General features: G+C 72.6%; 13 protein-coding genes and 1 pseudogene. 4 read left to right on the top strand and 10 right to left on the bottom strand.

The annotated features are described in order from the left end of the window. Window positions 1-53: 53 nt before the first annotated feature. Window positions 54-980, bottom strand: coding sequence for an NADP-dependent oxidoreductase (locus tag ACFVX4_RS01615; RefSeq protein ID WP_389970806.1), 927 nt, complete (start codon window positions 978-980; stop codon window positions 54-56). Window positions 981-1,196: 216 nt separating this feature from the next. Between ACFVX4_RS01615 and ACFVX4_RS01610 the strand changes: the two genes are divergently transcribed. Together ACFVX4_RS01610 and ACFVX4_RS01605 are read left to right on the top strand one after the other, a co-directional pair. After that, window positions 1,197-2,657, top strand: a complete 1,461-nt coding sequence (locus ACFVX4_RS01610) for an MFS transporter (protein WP_389970803.1) — start codon at window positions 1,197-1,199, stop codon at window positions 2,655-2,657. A gap of 135 nt (window positions 2,658-2,792) precedes the next feature. Continuing rightward, the gene (locus tag ACFVX4_RS01605) at window positions 2,793-3,380 is read left to right on the top strand and encodes a TetR/AcrR family transcriptional regulator (protein WP_389970800.1); all 588 of its coding nucleotides are present in this window, start codon (window positions 2,793-2,795) and stop codon (window positions 3,378-3,380) included. A gap of 81 nt (window positions 3,381-3,461) precedes the next feature. On the opposite strand, the gene ACFVX4_RS01600 is transcribed toward ACFVX4_RS01605, so the two are convergent. Continuing rightward, the gene (locus ACFVX4_RS01600) at window positions 3,462-4,223 is read right to left on the bottom strand and encodes a MerR family transcriptional regulator (protein ID WP_389970797.1); all 762 of its coding nucleotides are present in this window, start codon (window positions 4,221-4,223) and stop codon (window positions 3,462-3,464) included. 265 nt (window positions 4,224-4,488) lie between these two features. Then, a complete protein-coding gene (locus ACFVX4_RS01595) occupies window positions 4,489-6,927 on the bottom strand; it encodes a polysaccharide lyase 8 family protein (protein WP_389970794.1) in 2,439 nt (812 codons plus the stop codon). A 298-nt stretch (window positions 6,928-7,225) separates the two neighbouring features. On the opposite strand from ACFVX4_RS01595, the pseudogene ACFVX4_RS01590 reads away from it, so the two are divergent. Next, window positions 7,226-7,792: pseudogene (locus ACFVX4_RS01590) on the top strand (ROK family protein); the annotation flags it as partial. Between the two features lie 489 nt (window positions 7,793-8,281). Here the strand turns inward: ACFVX4_RS01590 and ACFVX4_RS01585 are convergent. Then, on the bottom strand, window positions 8,282-10,726 hold the full coding sequence (locus ACFVX4_RS01585) for a SpoIIE family protein phosphatase (protein WP_389970791.1): 2,445 nt from the start codon (window positions 10,724-10,726) through the stop codon (window positions 8,282-8,284). Window positions 10,727-10,887: 161 nt separating this feature from the next. On the opposite strand from ACFVX4_RS01585, the gene ACFVX4_RS01580 reads away from it, so the two are divergent. Then, window positions 10,888-11,787 (top strand): metallophosphoesterase family protein, encoded by a 900-nt coding sequence (locus ACFVX4_RS01580; RefSeq protein ID WP_389970788.1) that lies wholly within the window; start codon window positions 10,888-10,890, stop codon window positions 11,785-11,787. On the opposite strand, the gene ACFVX4_RS01575 is transcribed toward ACFVX4_RS01580, so the two are convergent. The 6 genes from ACFVX4_RS01575 to ACFVX4_RS01550 form a co-directional block, all read right to left on the bottom strand. After that, window positions 11,765-12,130: a VOC family protein gene (locus ACFVX4_RS01575; protein WP_389970785.1), complete on the bottom strand. Its 366-nt coding sequence runs from the start codon at window positions 12,128-12,130 to the stop codon at window positions 11,765-11,767. The two genes, ACFVX4_RS01580 and ACFVX4_RS01575, sit on opposite strands and share 23 nt — an antisense overlap. A gap of 60 nt (window positions 12,131-12,190) precedes the next feature. Continuing rightward, window positions 12,191-13,093, bottom strand: a complete 903-nt coding sequence (locus ACFVX4_RS01570) for a glycosyltransferase family 2 protein (protein WP_389970782.1) — start codon at window positions 13,091-13,093, stop codon at window positions 12,191-12,193. 103 nt (window positions 13,094-13,196) lie between these two features. Next, window positions 13,197-13,598, bottom strand: a complete 402-nt coding sequence (locus ACFVX4_RS01565; protein WP_389970780.1) for a MazG-like family protein — start codon at window positions 13,596-13,598, stop codon at window positions 13,197-13,199. A 54-nt stretch (window positions 13,599-13,652) separates the two neighbouring features. Next, on the bottom strand, window positions 13,653-14,552 hold the full coding sequence (locus tag ACFVX4_RS01560; RefSeq protein ID WP_389970777.1) for a PhzF family phenazine biosynthesis protein: 900 nt from the start codon (window positions 14,550-14,552) through the stop codon (window positions 13,653-13,655). A gap of 80 nt (window positions 14,553-14,632) precedes the next feature. After that, entirely contained in the window at window positions 14,633-15,100 is a 468-nt protein-coding gene (locus ACFVX4_RS01555; RefSeq protein WP_389970774.1) for a lamin tail domain-containing protein, read from the bottom strand. A 113-nt stretch (window positions 15,101-15,213) separates the two neighbouring features. Then, window positions 15,214-15,987: an SDR family oxidoreductase gene (locus ACFVX4_RS01550; protein ID WP_389970771.1), complete on the bottom strand. Its 774-nt coding sequence runs from the start codon at window positions 15,985-15,987 to the stop codon at window positions 15,214-15,216. Window positions 15,988-16,007 lie beyond the last annotated feature (20 nt).

The raw sequence follows: 16,007 nt of genomic DNA, 5'->3' as shown, positions 1-16,007 counted from the left end.
CCTTTAACGATAGGCGTGATGGCCGCAGCCTGCTGGTGGGGCGGCTTCTTCCGTCAGTGCGGCGTGATGATCAGCTTGCCGCGTACATGGCCGCCCGCGCTCTCCCGGTGGGCGTCGGCGGCCCGGGACAAGGGGTACGTCCTCGCCACGGACAGGGTGAGTCCGCCGCTCACTACCAGTGCGGCCGCCTGCTCAAGGCGCTCACGGATCGCGTCGGGGCCGGCGAAGACGAAGCGCACGCCGTGCTCCGCCGCCCGGTGGTCGGCGATGGTGACCACGCGCTCCGGGGCGCCGGTCAGTTCGACGAGGGCCGGCAGCGAGCCCTTCCCGGCGGCGTCGAACGCCGCGTCCACGCCCTTCACCGCGACGGCGCGGGCCCGCTCGGCGAAGCCCTCGCCGTACGTCACGGGCTCGGCGCCGAGCGAGCGGAGATACGCGTGATTGTGTTCGCCGGCCGTACCGATCACGGTCGCGCCGAGATGCCTGGCGATCTGCACGGCCACGGACCCGACGCCGCCGGCGGCCCCGTCCACGACCAGGGTCTCCCCGGCCTTCACCCCGAGGTCCGCGAGCACCTGGTACGCCGTGTTGACGGCCACCGGGAGTCCGGCCGCGACCTCCCAGGACACGCCCTCGGGCTTCCGCGCGAGCTGTGCCGCGGGCGCCAGTGCGAACTCGGCGTAGCCTCCGGAGCCGATCGAGCCGAAGACCTCGTCGCCCGCGGCGAAGTTGGTCACGTCCGCACCGACCTCCGCCACGACACCGGCGACATCGCCGCCGGGCACCGAGGGGAACTCCACCGGCATCATCGCCGCGACGGCCCCGCTGCGCAGCTGCCAGTCCAGCGGATTCACCCCGGCGGCGCGGACCTCCACCAGTACCTGCCCGGGACCCGGGTGGGGCAGCTCGCGGTCCACCACGCGTAAGACCTCGGGACCTCCGTACTCCGAGAACTCCACAGCGCGATACGTCTCTGTCATTTTTTGCCCTTTTCCGTGCGGATTCCATCTGGTTGACAAGAGTTTGTGATGATCCGTCAACTCCTTGCCCAAGCTATCGAACGAAGGCTCGGTGGGTCATTCGGCTCCGACTGGATCCCGCCACTCGTCCTCGTGTCGCCAACGCTGGCCATTGATACCCCCATGGGGTATATTCACGACGCATAGATACCCCCCTCCCGTATAGGAGTGCTTGCAATGGCCGTGTCAGCCGCATCAACCGCGTCAACCGATTCGCGGAGATGGTCCGCGCTTGCCCTGATCGCTCTGGCCCAGTTCATCGTCATCATGGATACGTCGATCATCGGCGTGGCCCTGCCCGAGATGCAGGCCGACCTGGGCTTCTCCCAGGAGAACCTGTCGTGGGTGTTCAACGCCTATGTCGTCGCCTTCGGAGGGCTGTTGCTGCTCGGCGGGCGGCTGTCGGACCTGCTCGGCGCCAGGCGCCTGTTCAGTGCCGGATGGGTCGTCCTCGCCGCGGGCTCCCTGGCCGCGGGCCTCGCGGGCGAGGTCTGGGTCGAGCTGACCGGACGGGCCCTGCAGGGCGTGGGCGCCGCGCTGATCGCCCCGTCCGCCCTCACCCTGCTGATGACGCTGTTCGGCTCACGGCCCCAGGAGCTGGGCAAGGCCTTCGCCCTGTACGGCGCGGCCGCCCCGGCCGGCGGGACCGCGGGAGTCTTCCTCGGCGGGGTCATCACCCAGTACGCCAGCTGGCCCTGGGTGTTCTACATCAACATCCCCGTCGCCCTGATCGTCCTGGCCGCCACGCCCGCCGTCATGCCTTCGGGTACGGGACGACGCGGCTCGATCGACCTGGCCGGCGCGGTCACCGTCACGGCGGGTCTCGCCGCCGCCGTCTACGCCATCGTCCGTGCTCCCGAGACCGGTTGGGGTTCCGCCGAGACCTGGCTGGTCCTCCTGGCCGGTGCGGCACTGATCGTCGCGTTCGTCGCGATCCAGTCCAGGCGGCGCGAACCGCTGATGCGGCTGGGGATCTGGCGGGCGCCCAACCTGGCCGGTGCCAACATCGCCCAGCTGCTCATGGCCGCCGCGTGGATACCCATGTGGTTCTTCCTCAACCTCTACCTGCAACAGGTCCTGGGACTGGGTGCCTTCGCCTCCGGCTCCGCGCTGCTGCCCATGACCGTCGCCATCATGATCATGATGATCGTCCTGGCGCCCCGCCTGATCTCCCGGTTCGGGCCCAAGCCCCTCATCGTCCTGGGGCTCCTCGCGCTCGGTGCGGGCATGTTCTGGCTCTCGCTCGCCCGTCCGGACGGGAACTTCCTCGTCGACGTCCTGCCCGCGTCCCTGCTCTCGGCGGTGGGCATGTCGCTGGCGTTCATCCCGTCGCTCGGTACCGCGCTCTCCAGCGCCCGCCCGGAGGAGGGCGGCCTCGCCTCGGGGATCGTCAACACCAGCTACCAGGTCGGTTCCGCCCTCGGCCTCGCCGCCATGACCGCACTCGCCGCCGCGCACGGCGCCCGCGAACCCGGGGACCCGGTGGCCCTCACCAACGGCTTCTCCGCCGCCTTCCTGGGAGCCGCGGCCCTCGCTGTGGCCGGCGCCCTCGCCGCCCTGCTGACCCTGCGCACCGCACCCGCACCCGCCGCCGAGGGCGTGGGCGGCGGCGAAACGTCGGAAAAGGGCGCAGCCTGAAAAGGGGCGGCTGTCCGCCGATGACCGCGGCCGGGCGGCGCCCGCTGCCGAGGGCGGGTGTCCGCCCCGGCAGCGGACGCCGCCCACCGGTCACCCGGGCCGTCGGGCGGTGACCAGCCAGGCGGTGGTGAGCAGTTGGAGCGCCCCCTCCCGCTCGTGGGGGCGCAGAAGGTCGACGAGCCTGCGCCGGGCCCGGGAGCCCTGACGAGCAGGGCGATCACGGGTGAGGCCGGCTGTGCGAAGGGCCTCCCGCACGCCCATTTCGACGGACTGGACGAGTTCGTCGCGGAGTTGGTCCTGGACCGGTTCGCGCGAGTGGCCCGGCACGCCGAGGAGCTCCGGGGGAGGGCGGGGCAGGGCACCGTCGCGGAGAACCTTCTCGGTACCGCTCTCGCGCTGCTGTCCTCGGCCGGCCCCACCGTCGCCGGCCTGGCACTCAGCCGTCCCGCGGCGTCCTTGCGCATCCGGGAGGCATTGGAGGGCGGTGCGCCGGGCTTCGACACGGTCCAGGACGCGATCACCGACTACCTGGACGCGGAACGGCACGGTGGCCGGATCGCCCAAGGAGCCGACACTGCCGCCGCGGCACTCGCCCTGGTCGGGACCCTCCACCACCTGCTCATGACCGGCGGGCACGACCGACAGAACGAGCGGGAGCGGGCCGGGCACCTGGTGGCCCTGCTCGAAGCCGGCCTCCGGCGCGGGCCCGACGACATCGGGTGAGCCGGGGCCGGGGCCGGGGCCGGGGCGGGGGCGGGGGAGTGCCGCCGCGGACCCGTTCCCGCGGTGGCACCCCCGTCCGGTTCAGCTCAGCCGGTTCGCGGCGTACGCCTCGATGGCGTCCCGCTGATACGCGGCCAGGCCCGGCGCGATCGACTCGTACGCCGCGCGCCACTGCTCGTTCTCCACGCAGGAACGCCCGATCGCGCGGTACTCCTCGGCGGAGACCCTCCGCAGCGCGGTCAGGGCCCGGTGCTGGGCCTCGATCTCGGCCTGCACCGGATCGGCCCCGGCGGGCACCCCCGCGGCCAGCAGCTCGGCCAGCCGGATCATCTGCGCCGTGCGCTCGCGGTGTCCGGCCTCGATCTGCGCCTCGCTCATCGTCGAGGTGTGCCGGCCGATCTCCTCGGCCAGCTCGGGGAAGTCGCGCAGGCTCTCCCCGTACTGGGCGGGCCGAACGCCCTCGAAGAGGTTCTCCGGTCGGTTGATGGCGGTCATGGGTCCACCGTCCTTTCTGGACTCCTCCAGTTCGGTGATCGTGCGGGAGACGGTGTCGGCCAGCGCGTCGATCCGGTCGCGCTCGGCGAGGAGCCGGCGGTGGTGACCGCGCAGGGCCTTCACCTCATCGACCTGCGCGGCCAGGATCCGCCCGATCTCGGGCAGACCCAGGCCCAGCGCCCGCAGCACGAGGATCTGCTGCAGCCGCAGCAGCTCGCCCTCCCCGTAGCGGCGGTGGCCGTTGGAGCCGATCCCCGCGGGCGGCAGCAGGTCGATCTCGTCGTAGTGCCGCAGCGTCCGGGCCGTCACGCCCGACATCCGGGCGACTTCCGCGATCGGCCAGACCATCGCCGCCTCCCCTCACGATCACCTCACCGGGCCGGTCTCTCCGGCCCTGGTCAGGACGGTAGAAGCTGCCGCTGCGGCAACCGCAAGCCCGGCATCCAGAATCTCCCGCCGATGCCCGAGGGGCGCGCCGGGCCGGCCCGTGATCACGGAGCCCGGCCCGGCGATCAGGCAGGCCACGGAGCCCGGTCCGGCGATCACGGAACCCGACCCGCGACCACGGAGCCCGGCCCGTGACCACTGCACGATCACCGCACGCGGCCCGCGGTCACCGCACCCGGACGCGCACCGTGTGCGTGGCGCCGCGGCTCTTGCTCAGGTCGCCGTAGGTCACGGTCACCGACGAGCCGGTCCGGACGTCGCCGACGCTGTCCGCCTTGGACAGGACGGACTTGACGGGCCGCCGCCAGGTGAGGGTGAGACCGGTGACGGTGCGGGACGGGTCGGAGACGCAGATCGTGGCGGTGCCGTCGCGCTTCTCGTGGATCTGCACGCAGACCGGCGCACTCGCGGTGACCTTGCCCGCCGTGCCCGCCGCCCAGAAGTTGACGCCGGTGAAACCGAGGGAGGGCACACGGATGCCGGTGCGCCCGGCGTCATTGGCGAGGATCTGCAGCCAGCCGGTGTCCTTGGCACGCGCGGCGGTGCGCGCGCTGCTCGCGCCCGGCAGCAGGATGTACGCGTAGGTGCTGTCCGCCGGGTCGGTGCCGTGGTCCTGCCAAAGGGTCAGGTAGCGGCGGGTGTTGGGCGTGGCGGTGCCGCCGTCGTTGATGTCCTTCCAGGCGCCGGTGCGCTCCTCGCGCAGCGCGTGCAGTTCGGTGCCGCCCGGGAAGACGTATCCGGCATGCCGGTCGAGGTGGGCCCAGGTGGTGGTGCGGGTGGTGGTCCAGCCCTGGGTGGTGGGCTGAGCCCGGCCGTCGAGCAGCAGCCGCTGCGTGCCGCTCGCGCCGAGGCAGCGGTTGTCGACGACCGTCTCGACGCCGGCGCCGTCGGCGGAGGTGATGCCGGAACCGAGACAGACCACGCAGTCGTCCAGCCAGAACCACGACTTGCGGGCATGCATCGTGCTGGCCAGGCCCTGGAGGTGCTGGCCGGTGGTGCCGAACTCGCCGTCGCCGGTGCCGCCGACCCACTGCGTGCCCGGCACCGGGTTGGCCCAGGCGCCGCCCTGCCCGTCGGCGAGCCGCTTTTGGGAGGCGGTGGTGCCGGGCAGCCGGTACGGGTCGACGGTCGGCCAGTACGCGTCCGAGTACTGCTCGAGACCCGCGCCGTCGCCCCACCACTGCAGCCAGCCCGCGCCGGTGTGCCAGCCGCGCTTGTTCTCCCCGTTGCCGAACTCGTAGTGGGCGATCCGCGCGGAGGCCATGGACAGACCGGCGCCCCAGCCGCGGCGGCGGTGGGTCACCCGGTCCATGTTGTGGAAGACGCGGTGCGCGGACGGCTCCGGCGACGCGGTGACGGTCGCGTCGTCCAGCAGCGTCTGCAGCCGGGCGGTGTTGACCAGGCTCAGGGAGCCGTCCTTGAGCGCCGGGGCGTAGTAGTCGCGCTTCAGCCAGCCCTTGACCATGGCGCGCCAGCGGGCGTTCTCCTCGGGGCCGGCGCCCATGCCGAGCAGCACGATGGAGGCCATGACGCCGTGGGCGCGGGTGTGGTCGCTGGAGCCGACGCGGGTGATGCCGCGGCCCGAGACGTTGTCCATCATCAGGCCGTCGTAGATGAACGGGGCGATGGCCGCGTCGATGGTGTCGAGGAACTGCCGGCTGCCCGGATCGGTGATCTCCCAGGCCGAGCCGCGCAGCAGGGCGAAGAGCCGGCCGAGCCCGTCGTTGAGGACCGCGCCGTAGCCACCGATGTACGGGATGGAGGTGTGCTGGACGAAGGAGCCGTCCGGGTAGAAGCCGTCGCCCGTCGTGACGTACGGGAAGACCGGCGAGAGCGCGGCGACCGCCAGCGTGACCTTGGCGGCGTCGGCACCGACGATGCCGCGCAGGATCATGCCGCGGCACAGGTCGACGCGGTTGGCGCCGGTGCTGGTGCCGGTGTACGAGCCGACGGCGGAGTCGGGCAGGAACTCGTCGACTGCCTTGCAGTAGGCGGCCCGCTGGGCGTCCGTCAGGGCGTCGTGGAGCAGCACGCAGGTGTCCATGAGGGCCTGGGGCGCGCCGATCTGCCAGTTCCACCAGTTCCCGTAGCGGGCGGTCGTCTCGTTGAAGACGTCGGCGTGGAGGTGGTCGAGGCCGGTGATGACCGCGTCCCGCAGGCCGGTGTCGCCGGTGACCCCGGTGCCGGGCTGGGAGTACGCCTCCGCCATGGTGCGCAGCCGGTTGTAGCCGGTGTTCATGTTGGCGGAGAAGCCGAACGATTCGGTGTCGGTGTCCGGGTCGGGGTCGAGATAGACCAGGTCCGGCCAGAGGGAACCGGGTGCGGGGGCCATCGTGGAGCGGTAACCGGTGGCCTGGGCGCCGAGGTCGGCGAGCTTGGACTTGAACGGCTCGGCGGTCGGGCTGAAGCCGGTACCCAGGTACAGATCGCGCCACTTCGCACGAAGGGCGGCGAATTCGTCGGCGGCGCCGGCAGCGGCGGTGGCGGGCGAGGGGGCCGAGGGAGAGGCGGAGTCGGACGCGGACGCGGCGGTCGGCAGGCCGAGGGCGAGCGCCGCACCGCCGCCCGTGGCCAGCAGGGCACGACGGGACCAGGCAGATGTCATCGAAGCTCCGGGGGAAGAGTGAGCCAGTGCGGGAAGGCCAGCGTGGTAAGCGTTTTCTAGCATGGGGGCGTTGGGGGACTCAAGAGGCTGCTCCGGCCGCTGTCGGTCTTTCGGAGGGGGAGTACGAGCGCGACTGCGCCCCTGGTCACGAACGGGAAAGGATCCGATGGATACCTCCCGGCGGGATTGACGGCCTCGCCGGTCCCGGGTCAGGGTTCGTTTCAAACAGGCAGGCTCCCTGTTTGAAAGAGCGTCATGTCCCTTCCCGCCGACGGCCTTTCGGACCGATGCGCGGCGCGTGGCTCGACGCCCGTGCGCCTCCGGGCTGCACAGTGTGGTCGTCGGAACGCCCGGCATCGTCGATCCACGGTCGGGCGAGATCGGGTTCGCCGCCGATCTGCCCACCTGGGGAGGCGGGCTGCGGGATCTGCTGCGCTGTGAACTCGCCCACCCCGTACGGTTCGAGAACGAGGTCAATCTCTCCGCGCTCGCCGAGCACCGCGTCGGCGCGGCGCGCGGTCAGGAGGCGTTCGCGCTGATCTCGCTGGGCGAGGGCGTCGGCATGGCGCTGATGCTCGACGGCCGGTTCGTGCGGGGTGCCTCGGGCGGCGCCGGGGAGATCGGCTACCTACCCCTCGGCGACGGCGCCCTGGCACCCGCCCGGCCCGCCGAGGGCACCTACGCCGGAGGCTTCCAGGCGCTGGTGGGCGCACGGGCGGTGCGGGCCCTCGCCCGGCAGTACGGCTTCGACCGGCGCACGGCGGCGGCCGTCGTCCGGGCCGCCCACGCGGCGGGGGAGGACGGAGCCGCCTTCCTCGACGCGCTCGTCGGGCGCATCGCCGCCGGTGTCGCCGCCGTCTGTGCCGTCGTCGACCCCGGGCTCGTCGTCCTGACCGGGCCGCTGGGGCGCGTCGCCGGTGAGCTGCTCGGCGAGCGCCTCGCGGAGCGGGTCGGTGCGGCGACCCCCGTGCGCCCCGAGGTCCGTCCGTCGCGGCGCTGCTCGACGCGACGCTCGGGGTCCGCTTCCAGGGCGCCGACGGCCCCGACGGCCCCGACGGCCCTTGGTACGACCTCGCCGAGGTCGTCCACCAGCCCACCGCGACCTGGAACGAACCGTGCGTCGAGGACCCGGCGCCGTACCGGTGGCTCCGGGCGTACGGCGCGCCCGGCGGACTCGCCACGCGATGGTATGGAGAGCGCGGAGAGCGCCGAGCCCGCGGAGGGAAGGTGTGATCGGCCACTTCCGCGTATCCGCCTGGCAGTCGGGGGCGGCTTTCGCGACCATGGGGTGATGAGGCATCGGGTTGCGGCCGATGAAGACGCGGATGGATCAGCCGCTTCGAGCGTGCGTGGGTCAGCCGCTCCGAGCATGAGGGGCGTGCGGGGTGTCCGGGATCGGCTGCTCGGCCCAGATCGTCTTGCCGCGCCGGGTGTAGCGGCTGCCCCAGCGCGTGGTGAGCTGGGCGACCAGATACAGGCCGCGGCCCCCCTCGTCGGTGAGGAGGGCCCGGCGCATGCGGGGTTGGGTGGCGCTGGGGTCGGAGACCTCGCAGGTCAGCTGTCCCGCACGGATCAGCCGCACCTCGACCGGGCCGCCGGCATGGCGGATGGCGTTGGTGACCAGCTCGCTCAGCACCAGTTCGGTGGTGAAGACGAGCTCCTCCAGCCCCCAGGCACGCAGCTGCCGGGCCGCGTCCTGCCGTACCCGGGCGACGGCGACCGGGTCGGCGTCCACGGGCCAGACCGCCGTGTTCCCGGGCGGCACCGCGTGGGTGCGGGCGAGCAGCAGGGTGACGTCGTCGGCGAGTTGGTGCGCGGGACGGCCGGAGACGATCTCCTGGCCGAGCTCCCGCAGCGGTGCGGTGGTGGTGCCAGGCCGGGACAGCCGGCGGCTCAGTTCGGCCATGCCCTCGTCGAGGTCGCTGTCGCGTCCCTCGATCAGCCCGTCGGTGTAGAGCACGAGGAGGCTGTCGGGCGCCAGTTCGACCTCTGTCACCTCGAAGGGCAGACCGCTGACGCCCAGCGGCGGACCGGGGTTCAGGGGCACGTACGAGACGGTCCCGTCCGGGGCCACGACGGCGGGCGGGGGGTGCCCGGCGGAGACCATCGCGCAGCGCCGGGAGACCGGGTCGTAGACGGCGTACAGGCAGGTGGCGCCGATCGGGTCGGCCCGGTGGCCGCCGGTTGCCCCGCCTGCGTCCGGCCGGCTGGGCCGAACGGGTCCGCCGGGTCCGCCGGGTCCGCCGGGTCCGCCGGATGCGCCGGGCCGGTCGGGTTCGTCGGGTTCGTTGGGCTCGTCGCGGAGCTGGGAGACCAGGTCGTCGAGATGGACCATCAGCTCGTCCGGTTCGAGATCGAGGTCGGCGAGGGTGCGGACGGCGGTACGGAGCCGCCCCATGGTGGCGGTGGCCCCCAGGCCGTGGCCGACCACGTCCCCGGCGACCAGGGCGACCCGGGCGGAGGACAGCGGGATCATGTCGAACCAGTCGCCGCCGACGCCGGTGGCGGTATCGGCCGGCAGATAGAAGCCGGAGGTGGTCACGGCGACGGTCTCGGCCTGCGCGGGCGGCAGCAGACTGCGCTGCAGGCCGACGGCTGCCCGGTGCTCCCGGGTGTAGCGGCGGGCGTTGTCCAGCGCGAGGGCCGCACGGGCGGCGATCTCGCACAGGAGGTCCAGGTCGGCCGATGCGTAGCCGGGCCGATCGGGGCCGCGCCGGACGGTCACCCGGCCGAGGAAGATGCCCCGGGCCCGCAGCGGGGCGGTCATCGACGCCGGGGAACGACCGACGGCCGGGGCGCAGTCGGCATCGGCCGGGACCACGGTGCCGGTCGGCACCTCCGCCGCCCGCTCCCCGGCCGCCGCGGTCCGGCGCAGCGGCAGCAGCCCGTCCTCGCCGGGAGCGGGCTCCTCGCCCGTGAACACCGACTCCGCGATCTCCACCACGGCGAGGTCGGCCAGTCCGGGCACCAGCACGGCGGCCAGTTCCTCACCGGTACCGGCGACGGACAGCGATCCGCCGACGGCCGCGGTGGCGTGATGCAGAATCGCCAGGCGCTCGTCCGAGCGGCGCTGCTCGGTGACGTCCGTGAACAGTGCGGTGACGCCGAAGACCTGCCCGTCCGGTGCCTGGAGCCGGAACGCCGAGATGGCCATCACCACCCCGCCGCCGGGATCCTCGATGGTCCGTACCGTCTCCTCCGCCAGGATCAGCGGCCGGCCGGTCCGCAGCACCTCGCGCAGCCGTCGCTCGACCGCCGCGGCGCCCTCGGCCTGCAGGAAGTCCCCCAGGCGCCGGTTGCGCAGGTCCGGCGGGAGGCCGGTGTACGGCAGCAGCTGGGTGTTGGTCCTGACCAGCCGCAGCTCCGCGTCGAACACGGCGAGACCCAGCCGGTCCTGCAGGAAGAGTTCCCGGGTGAACGCCTGGTCCTGCCGCCAGCGGTCGACCGTCCCGACCGGGGCCCAGAGCACGAGGTACCCGGTCGCGCCGTCGGCGGACGCCAGCGGCAGCGCGTGGAAGACGATGCCCAGGTCCTCGCCCCGGCCGGTGCGCACCACGGCCTCGCCGGACCAGGCGGTCTCCTGGTATCCGGCCGGCGGTTCGGGACCGGCCGCCGGGTCCGCGAGCAGCTCCAGGGCGGGACGGCCGCAGACCTGCTCGGTCGGAAGCGCGAACAGCTCCGCCGCCGCGGGTGTCCAGCCGATGATCAGTCCGTCCGCATCGAGCAGGGCCCCGGCCGCGCTGTCCGCGAACGGGAGCCCGTTGTGCCCGGGTGCGCCAGGGAGGGTCTTGCCGTCCACCTCGTTCTCAGCTCCCTCTCACGGCCCTGCCGGCGGTCCCGCGCCGCGTCCACGGACGTCTCCATCATGCCTCCGCTCGTTCCGGCCGCCAGTTTCGGCAGCCGGGCCGGTCCGAGGTGGGGCAGTATTTCGTTCAAGCATCTCGGCGGGAAGGTATCTGCATGTCCGATCGCACCGATGGAAGCACCGGCTCGCTGCTGGCGGTGAGCGACCTTCATGTGGGGGTGGCGGACAACCGCCCCGTCATCGAGTCCCTGCGGCCCGATTCCGACGAGGACTGGCTGATCGTCGCCGGTGATGTCGCGGAGCGGATGGCGGACGTGGAGTGGGCGTTGCGGCTGCTCGCGGACCGGTTCGCCCGGGTGATCTGGACCCCGGGGAACCATGAGTTGTGGACGCCGGAACGCGATCCGGTCCGGCTGCGGGGCCAGGAGCGGTACGAGCACCTGGTCGGGCTGTGCCGGAGCCTCGGGGTGGCCACTCCGGAGGACCCGTACCCGTTGTGGCCGGGCCCCGGCGGGCCGGTGGCCGTCGCGCCCGTGTTCGTGCTGTACGACTACAGCTTCCGGGCGCCGGGCACCACGACCAAGGAGGAGTCCCTGGCGTACGCGCGCCGGACGGGGGTGGTGTGCACCGACGAGTACCTGCTGCACCCCGACCCGTACCCGAGCCGCGACGCCTGGTGCCGGGCTCGGGTGGTGGAGACGGAACGGCGCCTCGCGGCACATGACCCGGAGGTCCCGCTGGTCATCGCCGGCCACTGGCCCCTGGTGCGCGAACCGATGGAGGTCCTCTGGTACCCCGAGTTCGCCCAGTGGTGCGGCACGCGGCTCACCGCCGACTGGCACCGGCGCTTCAACGTGGCGGCGATGGTCTACGGCCATCTGCACATCCCCCGTACGACCTGGTACGACGGAGTGCGCTTCGAGGAGGTCTCCATCGGCTACCCGAGGGAGTGGCGCAAGCGGGGCCACCCCAGGGGCCTGCTGCGGAAGATCCTCCCGTACGACGGCGACGGCGTGGCCGGGCAGGGGTCCGTCAGCGGTGGCCCAGCACGTTGACGACGCGGCCGTTCGGGTCGCGGACGAAGAAGCGGCGTACGCCCCACTCCTCGTCGCGCAACGGGTACACGATCTCGGCGCCGCTCTCCAGCATGGCCGCGTGGGCCGCGTCCACGTCCTCCACCTCGATGCTCATGTCCGGTGTGACCGGGGCGGTCGCGTCGGCGCCCATGATGCTGAGCTGGACCGTGGGGTGGGAGGCGGAGGCGAGCGTCATGATCCAGCCGTGGTTCATGACTTCCTGGAGGCCCAGCAGGCCGTAGAACTCCGCGCTCCGCTCCATCCCTTCGGCGGCGGGGCCACCGGCGGTGCGGATGTTGGGGACGATTCTGCGGACGGACATCGGCAACTCCTGTCGCGGGACTGACTCCGTGCCACCCGTCATCGGCGGACCCGACGCGGATCAGATGACCGGCGGCCGTCCCAGTTTCGTCATCTGCCACACCGTGCGCCACCGCATCGGCTGCCTTCGCCCGCACGGGGTACGGACACCCTCGGCGAAGCCGCCGGCCCAGGCGCGCAGACCCGTCGCCGACCTGGTGCGGGCCACGGTGAGCAGGGTCCAGGTGCCCAGGTAGGCCGGGACCAGGGGGAGGGGCAGGTTCCGGCGGGCGAGCCAGACCCGGTTGCGGGCCGTCATCCGGTAGTAGACGGAGTGCCTGGCCGGGGAGGTCTTGGGGTGCTGGAGCAGCAGATCGGGCTCGTAAAGGATCTTCCAGCCCGCGTCGAGCGCCCGCCAGGACAGGTCCGTCTCCTCGTGCGTGAAGAAGAACTCCGCCGGCCAGGGCCCCGTCTGGGCGAGCATCTTCATCGAGAAGGCGTGGCCGCCGCCCAGGAACGCGGTGACCGGTCCGCGCCGCATCGGGTCGGAGGCGCGCAGGCGCGGTACGTGACGACGCTGGGTCTCGCCGTGCTCGTCGGCGATCCGGAAGCCGATGATGCCGAGCCGCTGGTCGGCGGCGAACAGCTCCCGGACCTTGCGGAACGCCCCGCTGTCGACCAGGAGTCCGTCGTCGTCGAGCTCGATGACGACATCCACGTCGCCGAACTCCGCCAGCTTGGCCAGGGCGACGTTGCGGCCCCCGGGGCAGCCCAGGTTCTCCGCCAGCTCGATCGTCGTCACACCGCCGGGCAGATCGGACAGGCCGGGAAACGCGCCGAAGTCCGGGAGGGGCGATCCGTTGCCCACGACGACGAGGCGGGCCGGACGGACGTCCTGCCCGGCCACCGAGGCCAGCAGGGCCTCGACCTGCTGCGGGCGGTCGCCCATGGTGACGATGGATACGGCGATGCGCGGTTCGGACACGGTCGGCACTCCTGGTCTCGCTGCGGTGTCCGCGATCGTAGCCCCAGGAGATCGTCGCCCGTTGTTCAGCCACCCGTTGCCGCCCTGCCGTGCCCCGTGATTCTCAGGGTGCGGTGCCGGGGGTCTGGCTGGACGGGCCGAGCGGGGACCGCGGACGTGCCGCGACGCGTCGCACATGCCGGTCGAAGACGGCCGCCGCGTCGGGGGTGAGGGTGCGCAGCGCGACCATCGCCGTCACGATGACGTCGCAGAGCTCGGCCTCCACGTCCTGCCAGGAATGGCTGGCGCCCTTGCGCGGGTTCTGGCCGGTCGCCCCGATGACGGCCTGGGCGACCTCGCCCACCTCCTCCGACAGCTTCAGCATCCGCAGCAGCAGATCCTGCTCGGGCGGGATGCCGGTCTCCGCGTCGAGCCAGCCGTGCAGCTCGTCGATCGTCCGCCAGGTGTCGTGGTCCCGGTCGTGGGGGGTGTCCTGCCGGGGGCGGTGGGTGCTCTGCTGGTCCATGGTGCTCAGCCTGCCAGCCGCGACCGGCCCGTCGAGCGCGTCGGCGCGGCCCCGTCAGTCCCCGATGCGGGTTCCCGTCCCGCTCACCCGCACCCGGGCGTCGTCCGTCCGCAGTTCGACCGTGAGCGTGCCGGGGCGGCCCATGTCCTCGCCCTGGTGGAGGGTGAGGAGCGCGGTGTCGGGAACGAGGCCCTCGGCGCGCAGATAGGCGCCGAAGGCGGCCGCCGCCGCGCCGGTGGCGGGGTCCTCGACGACGCCGCCGACCGGGAACGGGGCGCGGACGTGGAAGACGGCCGGCGCCGCCCGCCACACCAGTTGCAGGGTCGTCAGGTCCAGCCGGTGCATCAGCGCTTCGAGGCGCGCGAAGTCGTAACGGAGGTCGGCCAGCCGCTCACGGGTCGCGGCGGCCAGCACCAGATGGCGGGCGCCCGCGAAGGCGATCCGGGGCGGCAGGGCCGGGTCGAGATCGGCGGCCGGCCAGTCCAGGGCGGCGAGCGCCTCCGCCAGGTCGTCGGGGGCGATGTCCGCGACATCCGGTTCGACGCTGGTGAGCGTGGCGCGGAGTTCGGCGCCCTCCCGGGTGACGGTGACCGGGACCGTGCCCGCGCGCGTGCCGAACACCAGGTCGCCGGGGCCGTCGCGCTCGGCGAGCGCCAGGGCCGTCGCGACGGTGGCGTGGCCGCAGAACGGGACCTCGGCCTTCGGGCTGAAGTAGCGGATGGTGTACTCCCGGGCGCCCGACGACCCCGCACCGCCCGACGTTTCTTCCCCGCCCGGCTCTCCCCGCCCGGTCAGGAACGCCGACTCGCTGTAGCCCAGCTCCGCCGCGACGGCGAGCATGGCGGCCTCGTCGAGACCGGACGCGTCAAGGACGACCCCGGCCGGATTGCCGCCCTCCGGGTCGGCGGAGAACGCGGTGTAGCGCAGGACCTCGATATCTGGAATCTGACTCATGCCGCAGGTCAACCGTGCCGCGGCCCGGGACATTCCCTTCCCGTCGGCAAAAAGGGGTGCCCCGGCCGCGGTCGCCCGGCTCAGTGGCAGTTCTTGGTGCCCTTGCTCGACTTCGTCCAGGAGCAGGAGTCCTGGAGCTTGCCGTTCGGCTTGATCAGCCGGGCCTTGTCGCCGGTGTTGTTCCAGACGTACGAACCGCGGTTCCAGTACACGTTGCCCGAAGCGTTCTTGCCCCGGCCGGTGTGGACCTTGACGGTCTTGCCCGCGGCGATGGTGTAGCTGCCGAAGGTGTACGTGTAACCGGTGTTGTCCTTCAGCTTGTAGCCCTTGAGCTGCAGCTTCGACTTGCTGTTGTTGTGGATGTCCACCCACTCGGCGTTGAGGGACGTGTTGCTGCGGGTGTCCTTGCCGGGGCTGTCGTACTGGATCCTGCCGAGGTGCAGCCCGCCCTGGTGCGGGGCGGCGGAGGCGGGGGCCGCGACGAGCAGCGAGCCGGCCAGGGCGGTGGCGGCTGCCAGGGCGAAGGGGGCCACGGTGCGTATGTGCATGCTGTGTTCCTTCTGTGGAATTTTGGTGAAGGAGTGTCAGCATAGGGGCAGCGCACGGCGACCCGGCGCGCGGGGCTACCGCCCGCGCCGGGGTGTTCGCCGGGAGCGTCCCGTCAGCCGCGCCCCACGTACGGCATCGCCGTCGCCAGGACCGTCGCGAACTGCATGTTCGCCTCCAGTGGCAGCTCCGCCATGTGGAGCACCGTCCGGGCCACGTCCGCCGCCGCCATCACCGGCTCGACCGCGAGTTCGCCGTTGGCCTGGAGGATGCCGGTCCGCATCTGCTCGGTCATGTCCGTGGCCGCGTTGCCGATGTCGATCTGCCCGCAGGCGATCCGGTACGGACGCCCGTCCAGCGACAGCGACTTCGTCAGCCCCGTCATGGCGTGCTTGGTCGTGGTGTAGGCGACCGAGTGGGGGCGCGGCGCATGGGCGGAGATCGAGCCGTTGTTGATGATCCGGCCGCCCTGCGGGTCCTGTTCCTTCATCAGCCGGTACGCCGCCTGCGCGCACAGGAACGCACCCGTCACGTTCACGTCCACCACCGAGCGCCAGTCCGCCACCGAGAGGTCCTCCACCGGGACGGAACGCGGGCCGAACGCACCGGCGTTGTTGAAGAGCAGATCGAGGCGGCCGAAGCACTCCCGCACCGAGGAGAAGAGCGCGCTCACGTCGTCGGGGCGCGACACATCGGCGGGGACGGTGATCACCCGGGCGCTCTCCCCGGCCAGTGCGGCAGTCCCGGCGAGGGGTTCCGGGCGCCGGCCCGCGAGCGCGACCGACCAGCCGGCGCCGGTCAGGGCGAGCGCCACCGCGCGACCGATTCCGGAGCCCGCGCCCGTCACGACCGCCGTCTTCGCATCGGAATTCAACACTTTGTTGCTCATGACGCCGCAGCGTACGTCGT

It is taken from the genome of Streptomyces sp. NPDC058240, assembly GCF_042882135.1.
Taxonomy (GTDB): Bacteria; Actinomycetota; Actinomycetes; order Streptomycetales; family Streptomycetaceae; genus Streptomyces.
This window is presented reverse-complemented; position numbering and strand designations above follow the sequence as displayed.